Raw genomic sequence first — 22396 nt, forward strand, 5'->3', positions numbered from 1 at the left:
TAAGGTATTCAGTGACGAAATTCATTTACAATACTTGCTATCCGTTGACCCGGCCGATTTCGTTGGCTGCCTTTTCCATGCTCCGGTCATACGCCTGAAGCACTTTCTGATTGGCTTCAAATGCCCGGTACGCCGACATCATGTCAGTCATCGTACGGGAGGCATCCACATTGGACCGCTCCAGAAAGCCCTGCTTGGTGACAAAGGAAACATTGACCTCATCATAGGCATCAGCTAGAGCGACGTTGCCTTCCGTTGCCAACAGCCCATCTCCCTGCTTGACCAGCAGGTTCGGGTTATCCGAATATCCCACTCCCAGCGTAGCGACGGCGTTCCCATCCACAACAATCTGGCCGTTTTCCCCGACCGTGAACTGGTCGCTTTCCAGTTGAATCCGGTCCCCATTTTCATCCAGCATATAAAAACCGCTGTTTGTAGTAAGGAACCCGTTTCCGTTAACCGTCAGATTTCCATTTCGCGTATAGCGTGGTGAGCCGTCCGGTCCTTCCACCGTCAGGAACACCGATCCACGGATCCCCGTCTCTTCATCGACAGGCATGGAACCATCCAGAAGCGCCACATCCAAGCCGCGACCCGTTTCCTGAAGGTCACCCTGCACAAAGGAAGGAATCGTTTCCTGCATATACACACCAGTATTGAGAGTCCCCACTCTTTGATTAAAAGGAAGAGACAGCTTTTTTTCAGTCGGGATCGATGTGGAATCCATCCGGTCCATCAGCATCTCGGGAAATGCCCGCATTGAAGCTTGATCCGCTTTATATCCCGGTGTATTGGCATTCGACATATTGTTCGTCAGCATCTCGGTCTTCCGCTGCTGAGAAAGCATGCCGGATGCTACTGTATAAAATCCTCGAAACATTTACTTTCACCTCTTAACCGTTATATCGGATCAATGGTGCAGTGGCTTTACACGATTCTTCTTCTTGAAATCTTATCGATGTTCTCAAGCATCAATCCCGTTCCGATGGCTACACAATCCATCGGGTTCTCCGCGATCAATACCGGTACCTTCAATTCTTCTGCAAGAAGAGTATCCATTCCGTGAAGAAGGGCTCCCCCTCCAGTTAAAATAACTCCGCGATCAATGATGTCCGCTGACAATTCAGGCGGTGTCTTCTCTAGGACATTTTTCGCAGCCTGTACGATGACCGCCACTGACTCACGAAGAGCCCCTTCGATTTCTTTCGATGTCACGGTAATCGTACGTGGAAGACCTGATACCATGTCACGGCCGCGGATGCTCATTTCTTTTCGATCTTCATCAAGTGTTTCAGAGAATACCGTCCCGATATTTACCTTGATATCTTCAGCCGTACGCTCCCCGATCAGAAGCTTGTACTCTTTTTTAATATAATTCAGAATTTCGTGATCAAATTTATCCCCGGCCATCTTGATGGACTGACTTGTCACGATGTCACCCATGGAAAGAACCGCTACATCCGTCGTTCCTCCACCGATGTCCACGACCATGTTACCAGTCGGATTGAAGATGTCCATACCCGCACCGATCGCCGCCACTTTAGGCTCTTCCTCAAGATAAATCTTCTTCCCGCCGCTCTTTTCAGCCGCTTCCCTGATCGCCTTCTGCTCAACGCTCGTGATGTTCGTCGGGCAGCAGATCAAGATGCGAGGTTTTGACAGGAATCCTTTTACATTCAATTTGTTAATGAAATGTTTCAGCATCGCTTCCGTCACATCAAAGTCTGCGATGACTCCGTCTTTCAGAGGGCGTGTCGCCACAATGTTCCCAGGAGTACGTCCGACCATACGGCGCGCTTCCTCCCCGACAGCCAGCACCTTACCTGTATTCTTATCCAGTGCCACGACCGAAGGCTCATTTAAGACAATCCCTTTTCCTTTAACATGAATCAATACATTAGCCGTACCAAGGTCAATCCCAATATCTTTCGCGAACATCTTGTGTTTCTCCCTTCTACTTTTACAAATTCATGAACTACATTCATCTATGGTTTCACTTGTATGTCATTACGTTTTAACGTTAAGGCAGAACTTTCACCTAATTAATTATTTTACCATAAATATGTCGAAGTGAGATGATATTTGTCAAAAAAATGTATTGATATTGTTATTATCTTGGGAAAAGGTGGGTTTTTTGGAGGGGTATGTTACAGGAGTGTTAAGGAGGGATGGTTGGTATGGGGTTTTTGAGTGTTCAGTTGCTGAATATGTACGGAATTTCAGCTGCTGATTTTTGCTTGTTTTTTGACAGGTGAATTTAATCGTGAATTCAGCTGTTAAAGTCTTCTGCATTGCTAAAGTTGTACCTGGTACATCCACATCTTTTTGTACCTGGTACACTCCTAACCATTTGTACCTGGTACAACAAAACACGCGGCACACCAAATAACCATTCCCCCAAAACGCAAAAACACACCAAGCACAACCCATCATTCTGGGGCTTGGCGTATTTTGGTTAGCTGTGGAGCTCTTCTTTTTTGTACTTTTGCTTGGTTGCCTCTCCACCTCGTAGGTGCCGGATTGATTTATGGTAATCAAGTATGGTTTTGACTTCATTTGCGAGATCCGGATTGATTTCTGGCAGTCGTTCTGTTAAATCTTTATGGACAGTACTTTTGGACACGCCAAACTCCTTCGCAATTACACGAACAGTTTTTTTCGTCTCCACGATATACTTACCAATCTTGATTGTTCTCTCTTTGATGTAATCGTGCACACCACTCGACCTCCCTAAATTGGATGTGAGAAGTGTGAAATGAGACTCGCTTTCGCATCATTGAAATAGTACAGACCCCTTGCACATGGGCAAGCGGCAGAAAGCCTTATTTAGGACGGCAGCTTCCTGATGTTACAACGTATAAACAACTTATTCAGCTAATGACCAATGGTATAATGACGATTCCTCACCTCAAACACTCTCTGTTTTGATAGGTTTGTTTCATTTTATTAGCTTGTGCCCACATATATGCACAAAAAACACAATAAGGACAAGGTTTCGCTTGAATTTTCTGAAAAATAAGTGTGAGGGACGGACCTTTACATGGATAAATGGACCCAAACGCCTGACATGACGAATGATCCGATGCCATTCGACATCATCTGTATCGTTTCCCCTCCCCTCACTATTTCCTGAGAAATGAGTCGATGTATCTGAGAAAATGTCTGATTTTCTCTTTACAAAGCAAAAGGCCGTACCGGGATTTCCCCTTGGTACGGCTGATATCCATCATCCTTTAAAATCAACCTCATCATCCACCCAGACTTCCCCGTCCTTAAAGGTCATCTGCTCCGGATATCGGAGATCCATTACTTCTTCCTGGATCTTCTGTGAAGGAGCTTTCGTCATGAGGGACACGACGATATTGGCAATGGCCGCTGATGCTGCCCCGAATACACCCGCTCCTGTATCAATGATTCCGAACAGTGTCACGCCTGATCGCGCCAGGAAGATGTAGGTGAGGGTCACGGCGAGCCCCACAAGCATCCCTGCGATCACCCCTTGGGCATTGGAGCGCTTCCACCAGACTCCGAGTAAGAGGGCCGGGAAGAACGTCCCTGACGCCAGGGCGAAGGCCCAGGCGACGATTTGCGTGATGACCCCTGGAGGATTCAACGCCACCACTCCGGCGAGGACAGTGGCCACCACGATCGACCAGCGTGCAACCGCCAGACGATTCCTCTCTGTCGCATTCGGCTTGAATACGCGGTAGTAAATATCATGTGCAAAAGAAGACGAAATAGCGATCATCAATCCGCCTGCCGTCGATAACGCCGCTGCCATAGCACCTGCCGCGACAAGCCCGATGACGAATACGCCAAGGTTCGCGATCTCTGGTGTCGCCATGACGACGATATCATTCGAAATGATGATTTCCTTCCATTGAAGGATCCCGTCCCCATTCGCATCGGCCACCTGCAGTTTCCCCGTATCGACCCATGAGGCCGTCCAGGCAGGCAGATCGCTGATTTTGCTTCCGGCTACTTTTGTCATCAAAATAAAACGGGAGAATGCCGCATAAGCTGGCGCTGATAGATAAAGAAGCCCGATGAAAAGGAGTGCCCACGCACCTGACCAGCGCGCCGCCTTCATCGTGGACACCGTATAGAACCTGACGATGACATGGGGAAGTCCGGCGGTACCGGCCATGAGGGTGAACATGAGGGCCATGAACTGCCACTTCGTCCCGTTTGTAAAAGGAGCGAAGTATTCAGACACACCGAGCTCACGGTCAAGTTCCCCGATCTTCCCGACAAGCTCCCCGTACGATATCCACGGGGCAGGGTTCCCCGTGATTTGCAGGGACATGAAGATGACCGGGATCAAGTACGCTATGATCAAGACGATATACTGAGCCACCTGGGTCCACGTGATCCCTTTCATCCCGCCGAACGCAGCGTAAAAGGCAATGAGGACGACCCCGATCATCGTACCGACCTTGGCATCAATTTCAAATAGACGCCCGATGACCACACCGGACCCCGACAGCTGACCGATGGAATATGTAAAGCTGATGATGATCGTACAGATCGCGGCGATTACCCGGGCCGTGTGACTGTTGTACCGGTCCCCGATGAATTCCGGCACCGTATACCGTCCATACTTCCTGAGTTGTGGTGCAAGCAGGAAGGTCAATAATAAATATCCTCCTGTCCACCCCATGATATAGGCAAGACCGTCATAACCGAGGATCATGACAGTACCAGCCAGTCCAATAAATGATGCCGCACTCATCCAGTCGGCCCCGATCGCCATCCCGTTAAAGATCGGCGGCACCCCGCGACCCGCTACATAGAAGTCCGATGTCGCTTTCGCTTTGTTATAAACTGCTATTCCGATATATAAGGCAAACGTCAACAGTATGATCGACGTCGATACGATAAACTGAGTATCCATTCATTCTTTCCCCCTCGTTCTTCTCTATTTTGATTAATGATCCAGCGTTTTCCCGTAGCTGATCTGCTCATTCCGGCTTTCATCCAGTCCATATTTCTTATCGATCCCGTCACTCACCTTCGCATTCACGTAAAGTAACACGATGAAAATGATGATTGAACCTTGAGCGCCCATGAAATAATGGAACGGAAATCCGTTAATGGTGAAGGTGGAGAAGCTTTCGGCAAACAGCACGACACCAAAGGAGGAAAGGAGCCAGATCACTAAGTACAGTGCCATGTATCGATTTTTTTCTTTAAAATACTGATCGGCTTTCGCTCTATCAATCTTCTTCATGTAGGTATCCCCTTTTCAAGCTCATTATTTTAAACTGAATATAAATTTCACTGTTTCAAAAAATGGCACCGGAACAATGGCGATCTGCACAATAAAATAGATAAATAAAGACAGAAATGGTATGGTCAGAAAGAATGCCCGCTTTTTCCTCAGGGCAAGGATGATGCATCCTCCTGTGATGAGTAAAAATAGCATGAAGTAGATCAACGTTTCACCTCCTGTTTTATAAAGACTTAATTTTCTGAAATTTTATTCATGCCATCATTATCTTTACTGTAAAAAGCCTGGTCAATAAAGAAAAAACGACAATCGTGCGACATAGTTTCACCATTCATTTTTCTAAAATAAGGATATTTTAAAAGATATGGATATTGAACTGTAAAATGACCATGGAAACGCTTTTCCAGTAAACCTTCCTCCCTGTCGAATTTCCAAGGAAATTTTTTTGGACAAGCAAAAAGACTGACCGGTATTCCGGTCAGTCTTCATTTATGTGTGTTACTCTTCGTCTTTTACGTCAGCGCTGTCTTTGCTTTCTTGTTTCGGCTTGGCCTGGTCCTGCTTTTCTTCAGTAGACTTGTTTTCTTCAGCTGCGTCTTTTTCTTCCGTAGCTTTGTCCTCAGTAGCTTTGTTTTCGCTAGCTTGGTCTTCTACGGCATTTTCTTCTGCAGCTGCAGCATCCGGCTGTTCACCTGAAACTTTCTTGTCTTCAAGCTGTGCTTCTTGAAGAGTGGCAAGAGACTTATTGAAGTATTCCATTGGATTCACGGCTACATCCGCTTTACGGATTTCAAAGTGTACGTGAACACCGGCTTCTTCATTGAATAAGCTCTTTCCTGCTTTCGCAATGGCTTGTCCTTGATCGACTACATCTCCAACCGCGACTTCAAAATCTTTCACTGATTGATAGCGAGTCACAATGCCTTTGCTGTGCTCGACTTCAATCGTGTTACCAAGTAAGGAATCTTCCTGAACCTTTGTGACTGTACCGCTCATGGCAGCCAGAACATCAAATTCTTTCCCATCTTTCGAGATGTCGACCCCTTGGTTCGGGTAGTACATGTTTCCATACACGACTAGGGCAGCTTCCTGTTCTTCAGCTGAAGCTTCAGTGTCGTAGAATTGTTTTTCGATCACTGTATCTTCAGGGCTTGAAACAGGCATTACAAAGTTTTCCAATGAACGATTGACTTCTTCTGCAGGCTGGTTGAACTCATTGTCAGTAGGAACTCCATCATAGCTGTAATCCTTGGCTTTCTCGTTTACATCATTTCCTGCCTGGTACCACAGAATCCCCGTGATAATGATTGCTGCACTTGCTAAATAGATTGCTGGGTATGCCCAACGTCTTTTCAAAAAGTTTTGAGAAGGTTGTTTCTTTTCTTCCTCTCTCATTTTCATCACCTCAGCAATCATTCTGAACAGAATTCAGAAAATATATACACATTGGCAAAAAAATTTTAATTTCTTATGTTTCGACAAAGTGGGGAGGATTATGTATGGTTGTTGAATTTTTCTCAAAAAAATGTGGCAAACTTCGAAACTATGGAGTGATGATAACGAAATCCCGGTCCCCCATGGTACAATACTATAAACTGAAAGGACGGGACCAATATGAAGAAATTACTTAAATATGTGCTGACGGCCGCGCCTTTTCTTTATATGATCCTGATCTGGGTCATGTCGAGCAATCCCGATGATGCCGTGCTTCGGTTCCCTGATGATGGGATGGACCGTTTCATCAAGGAATCCCTGCATTTGGTGGAATTCGGGATTTTATATGGATTGTTTGTCATCGCGCTGCTAGCACACGGAAGGCTTCGGTTTACATTGAACTTCACGGTTGCACTGATAGCCATCTTTTATGGGTTTGTGGATGAGATCCATCAGTCCTTCGTTCCGTATCGGTCTTCCACGATGATTGATGCCGCCAAGGATCTGATCGGGGTCACGGTCCTTTTCTGGATTGTGAACCGGACGTATTTCCGGAATCCGGATCACCGATTGACGAAGGCGATGAAAAGGTTTGAAGCTTATGTAAAAAAGGATTGAGTCCGGTCGCCACGACCATACTCAATCCTTTTTCTTATCTTTGTGCGGTCACCTTCTGCAGGAGTTTGCTGGATTCTGTTATTTTGACGTCTTTATAGTAATGGGTCACAATATCTTTATAATTCTTGCCTTCCTTTGCCATCCCGTTTGCCCCGTACTGGCTCATCCCGACTCCATGGCCGAATCCTTTTGTGGCAATGACGATGTGGTCATCCTTCAGGTACCAGGTGAAGTCCGACGACCTGAGGCCCAATTTATCCCTGATTTCCCGCCCGGTGAATTCCTTCCCGTTGATTTCCACCTTCGCCACCCTCTTGCCTTCGGTCCTTGATGTGATGGTTCCCACGGACCCGTCCTTAGGCAGGGTGACACCGAGCTTCTGTTTGAATTCATTGATCGGGATGATTTTCTGATCTTCAAATTTAGGGGATGCCTTATCCCACGGACTCTCCACGCTCCGTAAATACGGGATATCGTCTGCCCAATACGCCTCTGAATTCTCTGTATAGCCGTTGCTTGTCGAGAAGAAGGCGGCCGTAATAGGCTTATCATCATATGTGAGCACTTTCCCCTTGGTTTCAAGGACCGCTTCTGAAATCTTCTTGATTTTCCAGTCATAGTCAGAGCCCCATAAGGTGGCCAGTTCCTTTTGGTTTTTATATACCTGATGGGCTACCGTATCCGTCACATCGGCTCCCTTCGGCACAGAAGGATCATCTGACATAAGCTGATTCACCATATAGGTCCTTGCCGCAAGGGCCTGTGCCTTCAACGCTTCCTTTTCAAAATCCGCCGGCATTTCACCCGCCACCACCCCTACGACATACTGCTCAAGGGGAAGCTTCTCGATGAGATCCTGACTGGATCGATACACCGCCACCTCGACTGAGTCTGCCAATTCTTCAACGGATGGTTGATTTTTCAGCTTTTCGTCCAGGTTTGCCGTGTCCTTGTCTGATGAAAATGGGAGTACCAGCAGAGTGGGTACAAGAAAGATGATGCTGATAAAGATTGAGAAGATGATCACTACGGGTTTCAACTGCTTCATGTTCGCGGCCTCCAATGAAAGATTAAATAGGAGAATGTCCTAGCACACTTCTCCACTCTCTTTCATATGTATGGTAGTGGACAAGCAATTATGATTGTGAATTGGGAGAGTTTGAGGATAGGAAATGATAGCGTGCAGGGGGATGGGGTTTTTGAAAATAAAAAAGGCAAGCCCTCCAAAAAGAGCTCACCTTTCCCACTATCTATTTACGCATCCTTGATCATGTCTTGCTGCTCAGAAACAGGTGTTTCTTCGACTTCCTTCACACGCTCGATATCAGCTCCAAGGGCTGCAAGCTTCTGATGGAAGTTCACATATCCACGATCCAAATGCTTTAGTTCTGTTACGCGAGTATAACCGTCTGCCACTAGACCAGCGATGGAAAGTGCTGCTGCTGCACGAAGATCCGTTGCAGCCACTTCTGCCCCTTGAAGAGGTGTTGGTCCGTTCATGATCACAGAGCGGCCCTCGATCTTGATGTCAGCTCCCATACGACGGAATTCTTCTGCATGCATGAAACGATTTTCGAAAACCGTTTCCGTGATGACGCTGGTACCGTCAGCTGCAAGAAGCAAGGCCATCATTTGGGATTGCATATCTGTCGGGAAACCTGGATGAGGCATCGTCTTGATATCGACGGATTTCAGTTTCTCCGGTCCAATGACACGAAGACCTTCTTCTTCGTCGATGATCGTAACGCCCATCTCTTCCATCTTCGCCACTAGTGAAGATAAGTGTTCAGGAATCGCGCCTTTTACAAGGACATCACCTTGAGTGATCGCAGCAGCCACCATGAAGGTTCCCGCTTCGATACGGTCAGGTATGATGCTGTGCTCGACACCGTATAGACGGTCTACACCTTCGATACGGATCGTTCCGGTTCCTGCACCAACAACACTTCCACCCATTTTGTTCAGGAAGTTAGCTAAGTCGACAATTTCAGGCTCTTTTGCTACGTTCTCTAAGATAGTCGTTCCTTCTGCAAGAACTGCTGCCATCATGATGTTTTCTGTAGCCCCAACGCTTGGGAAGTCCAGATACACCTTGGCACCTTTCAGTCTTCCATCTACTTCCGCTTCGATGAAACCATTTCCTACCTTCACTTTGGCTCCCATTGCTTCAAAGCCTTTTAAGTGTTGGTCAATCGGTCTTGATCCAATTGCACAGCCACCAGGGAGAGCGACACGCGCTTTACCTGTACGGCCTAAGAGTGATCCCATTACAAGAACAGATGCACGCATTTTACGCACATATTCAAATGGTGCTTCAATAAACAACTCTCTTGATGCATTCACGATGACTTCACCATTGTTGAACTCTACATCTGTATTTAAATGACGTAATACTTCATTGATCGTATATACATCGGAGAGTGGTGGTACATTTGTAATTTTACTTTTTCCTTCACTTGCTAATAATGTAGCAGCGATGACTGGTAAAACGGCATTCTTTGCTCCTTCAACTTGCACTGTACCGCTTAAACGCTGACCGCCGCGGACGATAATTTTTTCCAAGAGTATTCCCCTCCGCGTCCAATTTCTCTATATTAATATTCAATAATTAGGATGGGTGTGCCAATCACAAAGGTTGTCTTAGCGCCCATTCCGCTTTTCCGTAGACCTAGTTGTATATTCATATCATCATTTTTTGTTGGTATAGTCCGTGACATTTGTTCCGAGTAAGCTGAAATGGAATAAAAGTCTTCTTCTTTAAGTGATTCCAGTTCTTTTGCGTCTAATTTCGACATTAGTTCGACAGCCTGATTCGACAAAACTTTCTCAAGCTTATCATTGAATTCGCCTTTTATACAAGAGAAAATCATAGGTTTAGAAGTAAAAATGATTTCCATATTTGGGATAAATTCAGACTTGATATACTGCTTCGTCTTTTCTCCCAACGCTTTCTGATTTCCGCGCATTTCATACATAATGTACGATACCGAATGCCCGTTTGTGGGGGTATGCTGGAGTTTAATGGTTTCTTCCCCGTGAGACGTCTGACGTTGTCCCACAACCACTACTCCTTCAGCCGACTTTTCTGTATCCCAGTCAAAATCAGAAAATGTTTCCTGCATAGTAGTACTATATTTGGCAAACCCTTTATTCGTGAAGCTTTTTTTGTTTTCTCTTGCATATAGAGACCATTCAGTTATCTGACCTTGAGAATGAACAATGGCTTGATCAAGCTTTTCAATGTCTAATAAATGTTTGGCTTCGATAGTGTTGTTCCCATTAATGACAGGAAGAAAACCTAATCCAACCAAAAAGATTAAAATAATGTAAAAATACCGACTCATTTTTCATTCCTCCCCTTACCTAAAGTCTGTCCGAATAGGGGGAGAACATACTTGAAAATTGTCGTCATCTTTTTACAATTATTGAGGCTTTCAAGCGAGTCTTGTGAAAAGGGTTTCACTTTGAAACTTTTTCACAAAGGGACGAACACAAAATTAATCTTACTCAAAACAGTGTCCCTTGAAAACATGCAGGAAGACCTATTTTTTGTCAGAACCTCTACTTATTCAAAGAAAACCGGCAAGCTCTGAGACCAAAGGTAATAATCCAGTAAAAAACGGCTGACGGCTGACCCGATTGCGACCGTTAGTAGGACATACAATAGTCTCCCTTGTGCGACCCGATTCTTCTTCAGGAGCTTGTCCAGCTGGATGGCTTGCAAAGCCCAAAACGTGATCGCGAATACAAATAAATGCACAATCATGCTGACAAGTGCCTGTTGACCAAAGCTTTCCACCACTCTTCTCACTCCCGCTTCTCAAATTTGACGCACATTGACCATTTTACCACATAATTCTGTAATAACACATCCATATTAATAAAATTTAAGTTGAGTTGGCTATGAAAATTTGTTGAAATTTAGCTGTTCAGCATTGATGGGAAATCGCTGGGGAATTTGGAGTTGTATTTTTTGCGTGAGATAGCCTTTAGTGGAGGTCCGTCCCTCAAAATGACGTTATTTTGATCCATTCCCGGAACGTCAACGTGATGAATACTGTGTTTCAATATTATTCATTCCTATTAAGATGAGGTCCGTCCCTCAAAAAAACCACCCCTTACAGAGGATTGTAAGGGGTGGTTTTCTTTTTGGGGTTTGTTTGGGGAGGTGTTGGAAGTGGATGTTGGATGGTGTTTTATGGTTGGTGGTTATTTGCCTTTGTTTTTGTTTTTATCTTTGTTTTTATTTTTGCCTCTTTGTCCTTTTTGCATGCATTCGTAGTAGTAGCCCTGGCATCGGCAGTTTTGTTGTTTGCCTTTGTCTTTGCCCTGGTCCTTTTGTTTGTCCTTGCCGCCTTTTGCGTCTTGCGGTCCCATTTCTCCCATCATCCATTGGTATTCTCCGTATAGCCTGCATTGTTTCTGATCTTTTCCTTGCCCTTTTTTCGAACTCATCATTTCATCCTCCTTTTGTTCTTGCTTTAGTTTACGTTCATGGGTGGTCAGGCGTATGGGTTGTCCCCCCTGTTTTTGAGCCCTTTTTTATCATGAATAAGGGTCGATAGAAGCTTTGTCTGTGATAAAGAACCCTTTTTCCCGACGACCAGTCCTACAAAAAGGGCTTCTGTAATAGTACGTTGTCACGGCCTGTCACATATACATAAAGTGAAAACGTTTAGATAACTGGAGGGAACAGGTATGAATAAAGAATTATTGTCTTCATTGGTCGGAAAGGTTGTCAAGGTTAATCGTGGCGGCCCTGAGTCGCGTACTGGAAAGGTGTTGTATGGAGGGGACGATCACTTTGCCCTGCTGTCGGAAAAAGATGGTGTGGTTTACTTCAACTCTTCTCATGTGAAGAGCATCTCTCAAAACATCAAGTCTGGGTTATCAGTTAAGGAAGAATTGTCAGAAGAAGGATTGGAGTTTATGAAAGAGGACACATTGGGTGATTTACTCACAAGCTTGAAATACCAATGGGTCAAGATCAACCGCGGGGGTCCTGAAAAGCTTGAGGGAATCCTTGATCATTCAAGTGATGAATTCGTCACACTTGTATTAAATGAAGAGGTTGTCCGCCTGGCTACGTACCATATCAAGAGCATCAGCTACGGCGTGAAACCGGAAAAAGAAGAGAAAACGGAAGAAGAGAAGTAATTCTCTAGAGGGTAAGGAGGAGTATAAATGAGTAATTTCAATGAATCATTAAAAGAATTAACAGGTCATCAAATTAACATTTTGCTGAACGACGGGACGAAGCTTTCCGGTCAGCTTGCTGAGGTCAGTACTGAGATTGTGACCGTCTATTCAAGTGAGAACGAAACGTCTTATTATCCGATTTCACAAATCCAGTCGGTGACGAAGAACTCTAAATATGTAAAAGCATTGCCGGTTTCCGGTGATCATCTAAAAGGCGAAAAGATTTCTGACGTATTATCTCAGAGCCTGCTTAACTGGGTGACGATCAACGGTACAGGAAAAGCTTCCTATTCCGGTATACTTTCAGCAGTGGAAGACGATCACCTCGTATTGACCCAAGGGAAGGACAGAGTTTACCTGAAGCATTCTTCTGTACTGAACGTTTATGATGCGTCCAAGAAGACGACTTCCACGAATACAGACAGCGGCTCGTCCGATTCGTCCGACAGTGCGTCCAACAAAGAAAATTCATCCGCTCAAGCAACCTCATCTCAGAAGCAATCCTCAAAAAAATCTTCAAGTAAAAATGCGAAGAAACGGAAGCCTGCCTTTTACCTTGATGAAATTGAAGGGGCCAATTCTGCCAAGTAATCATGCTCTATTTAACATAATGAAACCCGGGATTGGAAAAACACAATGAGCAGCATGTTTAATAAAAGAATAATTTCAGTATCCACTATGGGGTTTTCCAAGAGGATGCTGGGATTGTTCTTATCATCTTGTCAAAAACTTCATTTTATCAAGCCGATTGGGTCCAAAAATGTGGACAAAGTCTCTTGGGAAAGAATCAATGAAATGAATAGCTACCTTGTTCAGAAAGGAGTAACATGCACATGAAAAATGTTTATTCGAAATTCACCGGAGAAGCGGTCATCATTGAACTTACGGGTAAAAAGACCATCAACGGGCATTTGATCGAAGTGGGGAATGAAGTGCTGATCGTCTATAACGGAGACGATTATATTTATATTTCTACTTCTCATATTAAAAACATGTCGATCGTATCGAAAGAATCCATCGGCATCGATGAACCGACGGACAGGCCCCAGCTTGAGCAGGAGGACCAGTTGTCCCTGCGAAAGATTCTGACGACGGCCAAAGGAGTCTTCCTTGAAATCTATACAATGGGCAATCAGCCGATTCACGGCTATATTACAGGTATTATGAATAACTACTTCTCCTTCTATTCCCCTGTTTATAAAACGATGTATATCTCCCTGCAGCACTTAAAATGGCTGATTCCCTATTCCACGAATCTGTCCCCGTTCCGCCTTGCCAAAGAGAACCTTCCCGTCAATCCGACAACCTCCATCACCCTGGCGAGAAGCTTTGAGGTCCAGATTGAAAAACTCACCGGTCACCTCGTCGTATTGAACCTTGGTGTCAACGAAGAGTTGATCGGTAAGATTGAAAGAGTGGACGACAACATCATGGAGATGATTACAGCCAAAGGAGAATCCCTCTACTTAAATATGCAGCATATCCAGACCGTTCATTTACCATAAAAAAAACCACCTTTCAATGAGAAAGGTGGTTTCTTCTTTATTAGAAATTACGTTCGGAAACGTTAATTCTGTTCATGGCACGCTTCAGAGCTAGTTCGGCACGACGGAAGTCTACGTCATCCTGTTGTGCCTGCATGCGGTCTTCAGCACGGCCTTTTGCTTCTTTCGCGCGTTGTACATCGATAGCTTCTGCTGTTTCAGCAGACTGTGCTAGAATTGTCACCTGTTCAGGACGTACTTCTAAGAATCCGCCACTGACAGCTACAAGCTCAGTGTTGCCACCTTTTTTCAGGCGAACCGCACCGATTTGTAGTGGAGCAACCATCGGAATGTGTCCAGGTAAGATTCCAAGCTCACCGCTTTGAGCTTTTGTGCTCACCATTTCCACTTCTGAATCGTACACTGGGCCATCGGGAGTGACAATATTGACTTTTAATGTCTTCATTTTCTTCCCTCCTGGTCCCTAATTATACCTCTACGCCCATTTCTTTAGCTGCAGCCAGTACGTCCTCGATCGGACCTACAAGACGGAATGCATCTTCTGGAATGTGGTCGTATTTACCTGCAAGAATATCAACGAAGCCTTTAACTGTGTCCTTTACTTCTACGTAAGAACCTTTTTGGCCTGTGAACTGTTCTGCAACGTGGAAGTTTTGAGATAAGAAGAACTGTACGCGGCGTGCGCGTTGTACTGTCAGCTTATCATCATCAGAAAGCTCATCCATACCAAGGATCGCGATGATATCTTGAAGTTCTTTATAGCGCTGTAACGTTTGTTGAACGTTACGTGCAACATTGTAGTGTTCTTCTCCAACGATCTCTGGAGAAAGAGCACGGGAAGTCGATGCCAATGGATCTACCGCAGGATAGATACCCATTTCAGAAAGCTTACGCTCAAGGTTCGTTGTTGCGTCAAGGTGAGCGAAAGTTGTTGCAGGAGCCGGATCCGTGTAGTCATCCGCAGGTACATAGATCGCTTGGATCGATGTTACAGAACCTACGTTTGTTGACGTGATACGCTCTTGCAGTTGACCCATTTCAGTCGCAAGTGTCGGCTGGTAACCAACGGCAGATGGCATACGGCCAAGTAGTGCCGAAACCTCTGAACCTGCTTGCGTGAAACGGAAGATGTTATCGATGAACAGAAGTACGTCTTGACCTTGCTCATCACGGAAGTATTCTGCCATTGTCAGACCCGTCAAGGCAACACGCATACGTGCTCCTGGCGGCTCGTTCATTTGTCCGAATACCATCGCTGTTTTCTTGATAACGCCAGAATCGCTCATCTCGTGGTAAAGGTCATTTCCTTCACGCGTACGCTCTCCAACACCGGCGAATACAGAGATACCACCGTGCTCTTGAGCGATGTTATTGATAAGCTCCTGGATTAATACGGTTTTACCAACACCGGCACCACCGAATAGACCGATCTTACCACCCTTGATATATGGAGCAAGTAAGTCTACTACTTTGATACCTGTTTCAAGAATCTCAACTTCTGTAGAAAGTTGATCGAATGTAGGCGCCTGTCTGTGAATCGGATCACGACGGATACCTGCTGCTAGAGGCTCGTCTAAATCGATTGATTCACCCAGAACGTTGAATACACGACCTAACGTTACATCCCCTACTGGTACAGAGATTGGTGCTCCTGTATCGAGTACTTCGGCTCCACGTTGTAAACCATCCGTAGATGCCATTGCGATCGTACGTACAGAATCATCACCTAGGTGAAGGGCAACCTCTAATGTAAGTTCAGCTCTATCTGCAATTTGGACCTTTAAAGAGTTGTAGATATCAGGAAGTTGCCCGCTGGCGAACTTGACATCAACAACTGGACCCATTACTTGAAGAACGTGTCCTTTGTTCATCTCTTTCCCTCCTAACTAGCTTTTGACAAAAACTTTATAAAGTATAAACGGTTCTAAAAAACCGTCAGAGTTCTATTCGAGTGCCGCAGCCCCGCCGACGATCTCCGTGATTTCCTGAGTGATCGCTGCTTGACGCGCACGGTTAAATGATAGTGTAAGGTCACTGATGATTTCTTTTGCATTATCGGTTGCATTTCTCATCGCTGTCATACGGGCGGCGTGCTCACTTGCTTTACCGTCAAGGAGAGCCCCGAAAATCAGGCTTTCAGCGTATTGAGGAAGCAATACCTCAAGGATTTCCTCTGCAGAAGGCTCGAATTCATATGAAGCAAGCTTTCCTGAAGGAGTCAGATCCGTTAACGGTAACACTTTTTTCTCCGTAACATCCTGTTGAATCGCACTTACATAGTGGTTGTAGAACATATACAGTTCATCGTATGCCTCAGCTGAGAACATACCCACCGCTTTGTTTGCGATATCTTTAATGTCTGCGAAATTCGGTTGATCCGGAAGACCCGTTACCGATTCAAGGACATTAAAGCCTTTTTTACGGAAGAAATCAGCACCGACACGGCCCAGAGCAATAATGGCAAATTCATCATTCGAACTGTGACTTTCTTTAATTCGATTGCTAACAGCACGGATTACACTGCTGTTATATGCCCCCGCCAAACCACGGTCTGATGTAATGACCAGATACCCGGTTCTTTTAACGGGGCGGGAGACTAGCATCGGATTCCTCACACCTTGACTGCCCGCTGCAACGGATGTCACCACTTCAGAAATTTTATTCATGTAAGGCACGAATGACTTAGCATTCGTCTCCGCACGATTCAATTTAGAAGCCGATACCATTTCCATTGCTTTGGTGATTTGACTTGTCTTTTTGGTAGAAGTAATACGAGTTTGTATATCGCGTAACGATGCCACTGGTTCTCACCACCCTTTACATATTGTCAGACATAGGGAGCGGGGCTTTTTAGCCCTACTCCACTATGGTCATTGCCGTCAGACGGCAACCCTTATTCAGACTTGATGAACGTCTTCTTGAATTCGTTGATCGCGGTTTTCATTGCATCATCTTCAGGAAGACCTTTCGTCGTACGAATATGGTCTAACAGTTCAGTATGGTTGTGATCTAACCAGCTTAGAAGCTCAGACTCGAAACGACGGATATCTACAACTGGAATATCATCTAAATGACCTTTAATCAGTGCATAGAAGATCATGACTTGTTTTTCAACTTTAAGTGGTTTGTTAAGATCCTGCTTCAGTACTTCTACAGTACGAGCTCCACGATTCAGTTTCGCCTGAGTCGCTTTATCAAGATCCGATCCGAACTGAGCGAATGCTTCAAGCTCACGGTAAGCGGCTAAGTCAAGACGAAGCGTACCGGAAACCTTCTTCATTGCTTTGATTTGTGCAGATCCCCCAACACGTGATACGGAAAGACCCGCATTGATCGCCGGACGTACACCGGAGAAGAATAGGTCAGATTGTAAGAAAATCTGTCCGTCCGTAATGGAGATAACGTTTGTCGGGATATAAGCGGAGATATCTCCTGCTTGTGTTTCAACGAATGGTAATGCTGTGATGGAACCGCCACCTTTAGCATCACTTAACTTCGCCGCACGCTCAAGTAAACGAGAGTGCAAGTAGAATACGTCACCAGGGAATGCTTCACGGCCTGGAGGACGACGTAGTAATAGGGAAAGCTCACGGTAAGCAGAAGCCTGCTTAGAAAGATCATCATACACGACAAGAACGTGCTTGCCACTGTGCATGAATTCTTCAGCCATTGTGATACCAGCATATGGTGCTAAGAATAGCATTGGAGCCGGTGAAGCAGCTGATGCCGTTACAACGATTGTGTAATCAAGGGCACCGTGCTTACGCAATGTTTCTACCGCGTTACGTACAGTTGATTCTTTTTGACCGATGGCAACGTAGATACATACCATGTCCTGGTCTTTTTGGTTCAGAATCGCATCGATCGCAACAGATGTTTTACCTGTTTGACGGTCACCGATGATCAATTCACGTTGTCCACGACCGATCGGAACTAACGCATCGATCGCTTTGATACCCGTTTGAAGTGGTTCGTGTACGGATTTACGATCCATAACACCAGGTGCTCCACTTTCAATCGGACGTGTTTTCGTTGTTGCGATTGGACCCAATCCATCAACTGGTTGTCCAAGTGAGTTTACTACACGACCAACTAGTTCTTGTCCTACTGGTACTTCCATGATACGTCCAGTACGACGAACCTCATCGCCTTCACGAATGTCAGTATATGGTCCGAGAATGATGATACCAACGTTGTTTTCTTCTAAGTTCTGTGCCATACCCATGACACCGTTAGAAAATTCAACAAGCTCTCCAGCCATGACATTGTCGAGGCCATGAGCACGAGCGATACCGTCACCGATTTGGATAACTGTACCTACGTCGCTTACTTTCATCTCAGACTGATAGTTTTCAATTTGCTTTTTTATCAGCGCGCTGATTTCTTCCGCCTTGATGCTCATGAATTTCACCCCTCATTTATACGAAAGTTAACGAATTAGTTCACGCTCAAGACGAGTCAACTTACCTTGCAGGCTACCATCATAGATGCGTGTCCCGATTTGGACCTTGATGCCGCCCAGTAAATGTTCGTCTGTCACATTGGTAATTCTTAATGATTGTTTTCCGACTTTTTTTGCAAAAGAAGACGACAATGCTGTTTGCTCATCTTCTGTCAAAGGACGTACAGAGTACACTGTCGCATCTGCAATCCCGCGTGCTTCGTTTGTCAATTCGATGAATGCCTCAACCATTCCTGTGATCTCGCCCGTGCGGTGACGGTCTGTCATCAGCATCAATGTGTTCAGGACATATGGGGAAGCTGTGGAAAATGCTTCCTGAATCAATGTCTTCTTCTTATCTAACGTAAGCTTAGGATTTTCAAAAAGAACCGTTAACTCGGTGTTCTCAAGGAAAACCGCTCTCACTGTACGCAGCTCTTCTTCGATTCCTTCAAGCTGATTATGATCCTGGGCAATCTCGAAAAGAGCTAACGCATAGCGTTTTGCAACTGTAGAGTAGCTCATCGCTCTTCCCCTACCTCTTGAATATAATCGTTAATTAACTTCTGTTGATCATCGGCAGAAAGTTCTTTCTCAATGACCTTAGAAGCAATAAGTACTGATAAAGAAGCAACCTGTTTCTGAAGTGCTGCAACAGCTTGTTCTTTTTGCGTTTCGATTTCGCGCTTTGCAGATTCTTTCAATCTCTCTGCCTCTTGACGAGCAGTTGCGATAATCTCTTCACGTTGTTCAGAGCCTTGTTTCTTAGAGTTTTCAATCATCGTTTGAGCTTCAAGACGAGCTTCTTTCAGAAGTTTCTTTTGCTCTTCTAAAATATTGTTTGCCTCAGTGCGGCTCTTTTCGGCTGCCGTGATCTCACCGGCGATGTGGTCTTCACGCTGCTGCATGATTCCCATTAATGGACCCCAGGCGAATTTCTTAAGTAGCGCCATTAGGACCAGGAACATGATCAGCTGAAAGACGATATCCCCCGTGTTAAGGCCGCCGTGACCTGCTGCCTCACCTATAACGAATGCGTTAGTTAACATACTCGATTCACTCCCTTCAAGAATCGATTGGATCGTATTTTTTATAAATGAACCGTTCTTGCAAAGAATCTATTCTCTAGTACATAGGAATGGCGAAGATAATCGTCAAGACGAACTTCGCCATTCAACCTGTCCGTTTTATTAGCTTCCTAGTGCGATGAAAGCGATAACTACGCCGATGATAGGAAGTGCCTCAACTAGTGCGATACCGATGAACATTGTTGTTTGCAAAGTACCACGTAATTCCGGTTGACGTGCAATTCCTTCTACTGTACGACCTACGATAAGACCGTTACCAATACCTGCTCCTAGTGCTGCTAAACCAACTGCAATTGCTGCTGCGATAAGACTCATTCTAAAGTTCCTCCTTTAATGTATAAGAAAAATATTTTTTACATATATGTTTGTCCACCGTAATGAACAGGTATATATTAATGGTCGTGGCTTACTTTGTGAGCCATATAAACCATTGTTAACATACAGAAAATGAACGCCTGGATTGATCCGACAAACACCGAGAATCCTTGCCAAGCAAGCATTGGTGCGATCGCTCCGATCGTTCCGCCGATACCACCGTTAACGGCTAGACCCGCAAGTAGTGCAAGCAGGATTTCACCGGCATAGATGTTACCGTAAAGTCGAAGACCCAATGTAAGAGTGTTTGCAAACTCTTCAATGATTTTTAGCGGGAATAACCACCACATAGGTTTGAAAAAGTCTTTCCCATATTCGCCAAACCCCTTCAATCTGATTCCATAGAAATGGGATAGTACCACGACCATAACCGCCAGGGTCATCGTGATGGCAGGATCGGCTGTAGGTGATTTCCACCATAATTCGCCATCATATACAATTGAGAATGGTAGACCCAGCATATTAGATACAAAGATATACATGATAATCGTGAGACCTAAGATATGAAAACGGCCACCCGTCTTCCAGTCCATGTTGCTCTTAATGATCCCCTTAACGAAGTCCATCACCCACTCGAAAAAATTCTGCATTCCGGTCGGTTTCAGGGCTAAGCGACGTGTAGATAAGAGGGCTATAATAAACACTATGGCCGTTGCGACCGTGATCATCAAAACGTTCGCAAGGTTAAAAGTCAAACCCAGAAAATGGGCTGTAGGTGCTCCATGATTCAAAATACTTCACCTCTCTTCCCCGCTATTTATTAGTTTTGAAGCTGCTGAAAAAATAATCTATCATAATGACAATATAGGTCGTCATTAATCCAATAATAAGACTTAGGAGATGAAATGTTTCTGGAAATCGTGTGGCAATGATGACTCCAAGGGCGGCTGCGGCCATACGGGAAGTGGTTCCTAGTGATCTCACTTTTTGCCCGGCTACCACGGCGTCCCCGAACTTCGAGACCCGCTTGGTCATGCCCCAGTGCATATAAAGACTTAGAACTGTCCCTAAAATTAACCCTAAGAATACTGATTTGTGGGTGGTGAATCCCCAACCCAGGACGTAAATAGAAAGCACATAAATTATGTATTTCCGCTGTCTATTAAACATTTGATGGAGTTCCGGCATATCTTATTATTCTCCTAAGAAGAAATGTCGTACTGTACGAAGCATCGCATAAATCCCTGCGGCAAGGCCGAGGAGTAATCCGATGATTAAAAAGAGTGGTGCTGAATCAACCTGCTGATCGATCCATCTCCCCAGGAAAATCCCGACTAAGATAGACCCGACAAGCTGTGCTAAAATGGCCGAATAAATCGCCATCGCTTTATATGGGCTTTCGTTTTTTTGACCCATTTCAACCTCTCCCATTCAAACGAAATTTGAACATGAGGCAAGCATTTCAGACATGATGTAAAACCGATTGCATAAGGGTTTACGCATTGTGAAAACCTTATCATTTTACATCCTTTGTAAGCATACAATAGGGCTTAATCTATGTCAATGCGTTCAAGTTAAAAAGTTCACAACCTATCCACGTGTTCCCAGATTGTTCACATTTTCAACACATTTACTAAATAGAGAGGTTCAGACAATCATAGTTCCCCACTTCACATGCCCCTCCATTATATAGAAGATTCCCTTGCTGAGTAACCCTTGAATTTAATGTAAATACTTCCAGTCAAATAGGAAAAACCGGACTATCGTTTCCGATAATCCGGTTTTTGGCGTTCACTGATTATTTCGTTCCGTACAAACGATCTCCCGCGTCTCCAAGTCCAGGAACGATGTAGCCTTTTTCATTCAGCTTCTCATCAAGAGCCGCGATGAAAATATCCACATCAGGGTGTGCTTCCTTGATGGCGTCGACACCTTCAGGACAAGCAACCAGGCACATGAACTTGATGCTTACGGCACCGCGCTTTTTCAATGAGTTGATCGCTTCAACAGCAGACCCACCCGTTGCAAGCATCGGATCGACCAGGATGAAGTCACGCTCTTCCACATCACTTGGAAGCTTCACGTAATATTCGATCGGCTTAAGAGTCTCAGGGTCACGGTATAACCCGACATGTCCCACTTTTGCAGCCGGGATCAATTTAAGGATTCCATCAACCATTCCAAGGCCGGCACGCAAGATAGGAACGATTCCTAATTTTTTCCCTGCAAGGGTTTTCGCTTTCGCATTGCTTACCGGCGTTTCAACATCGATATCCTCCAGTGGCAGATCACGTGTAATTTCAAATGCCATCAGTGTGGCAACTTCGTCAACAAGCTCACGGAATTCCTTTGTTCCTGTTTCTTTATCACGGATAAACGTTAACTTATGTTGGATCAACGGATGATCAAATACATATACTTTGCCCATACGACTCTCTCCTTTAAATTCAGTTTTATGTAAAAATGGTTTGTCCACTTCATTTACACCTCAGACTATTGTACATAAAAGACAATTTAAGAGCAACATGAGATGGGAAGTGTAATGGAATCGTTAGAATTGAGAAAG

27 protein-coding genes are annotated in these 22396 nt (G+C 44.9%); 4 read left to right on the top strand and 23 right to left on the bottom strand.

Going from position 1 to position 22396, the window contains the following annotated elements; genetic code table 11:
• Positions 1-37: 37 nt before the first annotated feature.
• The 7 genes from P8596_RS22745 to spoIIQ all read right to left on the bottom strand — a co-directional run bounded on the left by P8596_RS22745 (position 38) and on the right by spoIIQ (position 6625).
• A complete protein-coding gene (locus P8596_RS22745; protein WP_224522564.1) occupies positions 38-880 on the bottom strand; it encodes a flagellar hook-basal body protein in 843 nt (280 codons plus the stop codon).
• Positions 881-927: 47 nt separating this feature from the next.
• Positions 928-1938 carry a rod shape-determining protein gene (gene mreB / locus P8596_RS22750; RefSeq protein ID WP_224522563.1) on the bottom strand — a complete coding sequence of 337 codons (1011 nt, stop codon included), beginning with the start codon at positions 1936-1938 and terminating at the stop codon, positions 928-930.
• A gap of 517 nt (positions 1939-2455) precedes the next feature.
• Positions 2456-2716, bottom strand: a complete 261-nt coding sequence (gene spoIIID, locus P8596_RS22755) for a sporulation transcriptional regulator SpoIIID (protein WP_034765200.1) — start codon at positions 2714-2716, stop codon at positions 2456-2458.
• Positions 2717-3226: 510 nt separating this feature from the next.
• Complete coding sequence (locus P8596_RS22760; protein ID WP_279725319.1) at positions 3227-4894, bottom strand: sodium:solute symporter family protein; 1668 nt, start codon at positions 4892-4894, stop codon at positions 3227-3229.
• A 33-nt stretch (positions 4895-4927) separates the two neighbouring features.
• The gene (locus P8596_RS22765) at positions 4928-5230 is read right to left on the bottom strand and encodes a DUF4212 domain-containing protein (protein WP_061808921.1); all 303 of its coding nucleotides are present in this window, start codon (positions 5228-5230) and stop codon (positions 4928-4930) included.
• Positions 5231-5254: 24 nt separating this feature from the next.
• Positions 5255-5437 (bottom strand): hypothetical protein, encoded by a 183-nt coding sequence (locus P8596_RS22770; protein ID WP_034765190.1) that lies wholly within the window; start codon positions 5435-5437, stop codon positions 5255-5257.
• A gap of 291 nt (positions 5438-5728) precedes the next feature.
• On the bottom strand, positions 5729-6625 hold the full coding sequence (spoIIQ, locus tag P8596_RS22775; RefSeq protein ID WP_279725320.1) for a stage II sporulation protein SpoIIQ: 897 nt from the start codon (positions 6623-6625) through the stop codon (positions 5729-5731).
• 219 nt (positions 6626-6844) lie between these two features.
• Between spoIIQ and P8596_RS22780 the strand changes: the two genes are divergently transcribed.
• Entirely contained in the window at positions 6845-7282 is a 438-nt protein-coding gene (locus P8596_RS22780; protein WP_279725322.1) for a VanZ family protein, read from the top strand.
• A gap of 34 nt (positions 7283-7316) precedes the next feature.
• On the opposite strand, the gene spoIID is transcribed toward P8596_RS22780, so the two are convergent.
• The 5 genes from spoIID to P8596_RS22805 all read right to left on the bottom strand — a co-directional run bounded on the left by spoIID (position 7317) and on the right by P8596_RS22805 (position 11740).
• Positions 7317-8330: a stage II sporulation protein D gene (gene spoIID, locus P8596_RS22785; RefSeq protein WP_279725323.1), complete on the bottom strand. Its 1014-nt coding sequence runs from the start codon at positions 8328-8330 to the stop codon at positions 7317-7319.
• Between the two features lie 206 nt (positions 8331-8536).
• Positions 8537-9844, bottom strand: a complete 1308-nt coding sequence (gene murA / locus P8596_RS22790) for a UDP-N-acetylglucosamine 1-carboxyvinyltransferase (protein ID WP_279725324.1) — start codon at positions 9842-9844, stop codon at positions 8537-8539.
• A 32-nt stretch (positions 9845-9876) separates the two neighbouring features.
• Positions 9877-10626 (bottom strand): YwmB family TATA-box binding protein, encoded by a 750-nt coding sequence (locus P8596_RS22795; protein ID WP_279725326.1) that lies wholly within the window; start codon positions 10624-10626, stop codon positions 9877-9879.
• Positions 10627-10847: 221 nt separating this feature from the next.
• Positions 10848-11048 (bottom strand): DUF1146 family protein, encoded by a 201-nt coding sequence (locus P8596_RS22800; protein WP_481900347.1) that lies wholly within the window; start codon positions 11046-11048, stop codon positions 10848-10850.
• 443 nt (positions 11049-11491) lie between these two features.
• Positions 11492-11740: a hypothetical protein gene (locus P8596_RS22805; RefSeq protein ID WP_279725329.1), complete on the bottom strand. Its 249-nt coding sequence runs from the start codon at positions 11738-11740 to the stop codon at positions 11492-11494.
• A gap of 240 nt (positions 11741-11980) precedes the next feature.
• Between P8596_RS22805 and P8596_RS22810 the strand changes: the two genes are divergently transcribed.
• The 3 genes from P8596_RS22810 to P8596_RS22820 all read left to right on the top strand — a co-directional run bounded on the left by P8596_RS22810 (position 11981) and on the right by P8596_RS22820 (position 13986).
• The gene (locus tag P8596_RS22810; RefSeq protein WP_224522551.1) at positions 11981-12439 is read left to right on the top strand and encodes a hypothetical protein; all 459 of its coding nucleotides are present in this window, start codon (positions 11981-11983) and stop codon (positions 12437-12439) included.
• Between the two features lie 27 nt (positions 12440-12466).
• Complete coding sequence (locus tag P8596_RS22815) at positions 12467-13072, top strand: hypothetical protein (protein WP_279725330.1); 606 nt, start codon at positions 12467-12469, stop codon at positions 13070-13072.
• A gap of 242 nt (positions 13073-13314) precedes the next feature.
• The gene (locus P8596_RS22820) at positions 13315-13986 is read left to right on the top strand and encodes a DUF2642 domain-containing protein (protein WP_279725331.1); all 672 of its coding nucleotides are present in this window, start codon (positions 13315-13317) and stop codon (positions 13984-13986) included.
• A gap of 40 nt (positions 13987-14026) precedes the next feature.
• On the opposite strand, the gene P8596_RS22825 is transcribed toward P8596_RS22820, so the two are convergent.
• The 11 genes from P8596_RS22825 to upp all read right to left on the bottom strand — a co-directional run bounded on the left by P8596_RS22825 (position 14027) and on the right by upp (position 22258).
• Positions 14027-14431 (bottom strand): F0F1 ATP synthase subunit epsilon, encoded by a 405-nt coding sequence (locus tag P8596_RS22825; protein WP_034765168.1) that lies wholly within the window; start codon positions 14429-14431, stop codon positions 14027-14029.
• Between the two features lie 22 nt (positions 14432-14453).
• Positions 14454-15857 carry a F0F1 ATP synthase subunit beta gene (atpD, locus tag P8596_RS22830; RefSeq protein WP_034765166.1) on the bottom strand — a complete coding sequence of 468 codons (1404 nt, stop codon included), beginning with the start codon at positions 15855-15857 and terminating at the stop codon, positions 14454-14456.
• A gap of 72 nt (positions 15858-15929) precedes the next feature.
• Positions 15930-16787, bottom strand: coding sequence for a F0F1 ATP synthase subunit gamma (locus P8596_RS22835; RefSeq protein WP_224522548.1), 858 nt, complete (start codon positions 16785-16787; stop codon positions 15930-15932).
• Positions 16788-16879: 92 nt separating this feature from the next.
• Entirely contained in the window at positions 16880-18388 is a 1509-nt protein-coding gene (gene atpA, locus P8596_RS22840) for a F0F1 ATP synthase subunit alpha (RefSeq protein ID WP_034765162.1), read from the bottom strand.
• 27 nt (positions 18389-18415) lie between these two features.
• Positions 18416-18952, bottom strand: a complete 537-nt coding sequence (locus P8596_RS22845; protein ID WP_279725332.1) for a F0F1 ATP synthase subunit delta — start codon at positions 18950-18952, stop codon at positions 18416-18418.
• Complete coding sequence (atpF, locus tag P8596_RS22850) at positions 18949-19476, bottom strand: F0F1 ATP synthase subunit B (RefSeq protein WP_034765158.1); 528 nt, start codon at positions 19474-19476, stop codon at positions 18949-18951. Before atpF ends, P8596_RS22845 begins: the two co-directional genes overlap by 4 nt.
• 141 nt (positions 19477-19617) lie before the next feature.
• On the bottom strand, positions 19618-19830 hold the full coding sequence (atpE, locus tag P8596_RS22855) for a F0F1 ATP synthase subunit C (RefSeq protein WP_032086923.1): 213 nt from the start codon (positions 19828-19830) through the stop codon (positions 19618-19620).
• 77 nt (positions 19831-19907) lie between these two features.
• A complete protein-coding gene (atpB, locus tag P8596_RS22860) occupies positions 19908-20621 on the bottom strand; it encodes a F0F1 ATP synthase subunit A (RefSeq protein ID WP_279725333.1) in 714 nt (237 codons plus the stop codon).
• Between the two features lie 22 nt (positions 20622-20643).
• Positions 20644-21018: an ATP synthase subunit I gene (locus P8596_RS22865; protein ID WP_034765153.1), complete on the bottom strand. Its 375-nt coding sequence runs from the start codon at positions 21016-21018 to the stop codon at positions 20644-20646.
• 6 nt (positions 21019-21024) lie between these two features.
• The gene (locus P8596_RS22870) at positions 21025-21246 is read right to left on the bottom strand and encodes an AtpZ/AtpI family protein (RefSeq protein WP_098438721.1); all 222 of its coding nucleotides are present in this window, start codon (positions 21244-21246) and stop codon (positions 21025-21027) included.
• A 382-nt stretch (positions 21247-21628) separates the two neighbouring features.
• Positions 21629-22258, bottom strand: coding sequence for a uracil phosphoribosyltransferase (gene upp, locus P8596_RS22875; RefSeq protein WP_034765147.1), 630 nt, complete (start codon positions 22256-22258; stop codon positions 21629-21631).
• Between the last annotated feature and the right edge of the window lie 138 nt (positions 22259-22396).

It is taken from the genome of Rossellomorea sp. DA94 (assembly GCF_029834455.1).
In the GTDB taxonomy this organism is placed as follows: Bacteria; Bacillota; Bacilli; order Bacillales; family Bacillaceae_B; genus Rossellomorea; species Rossellomorea vietnamensis.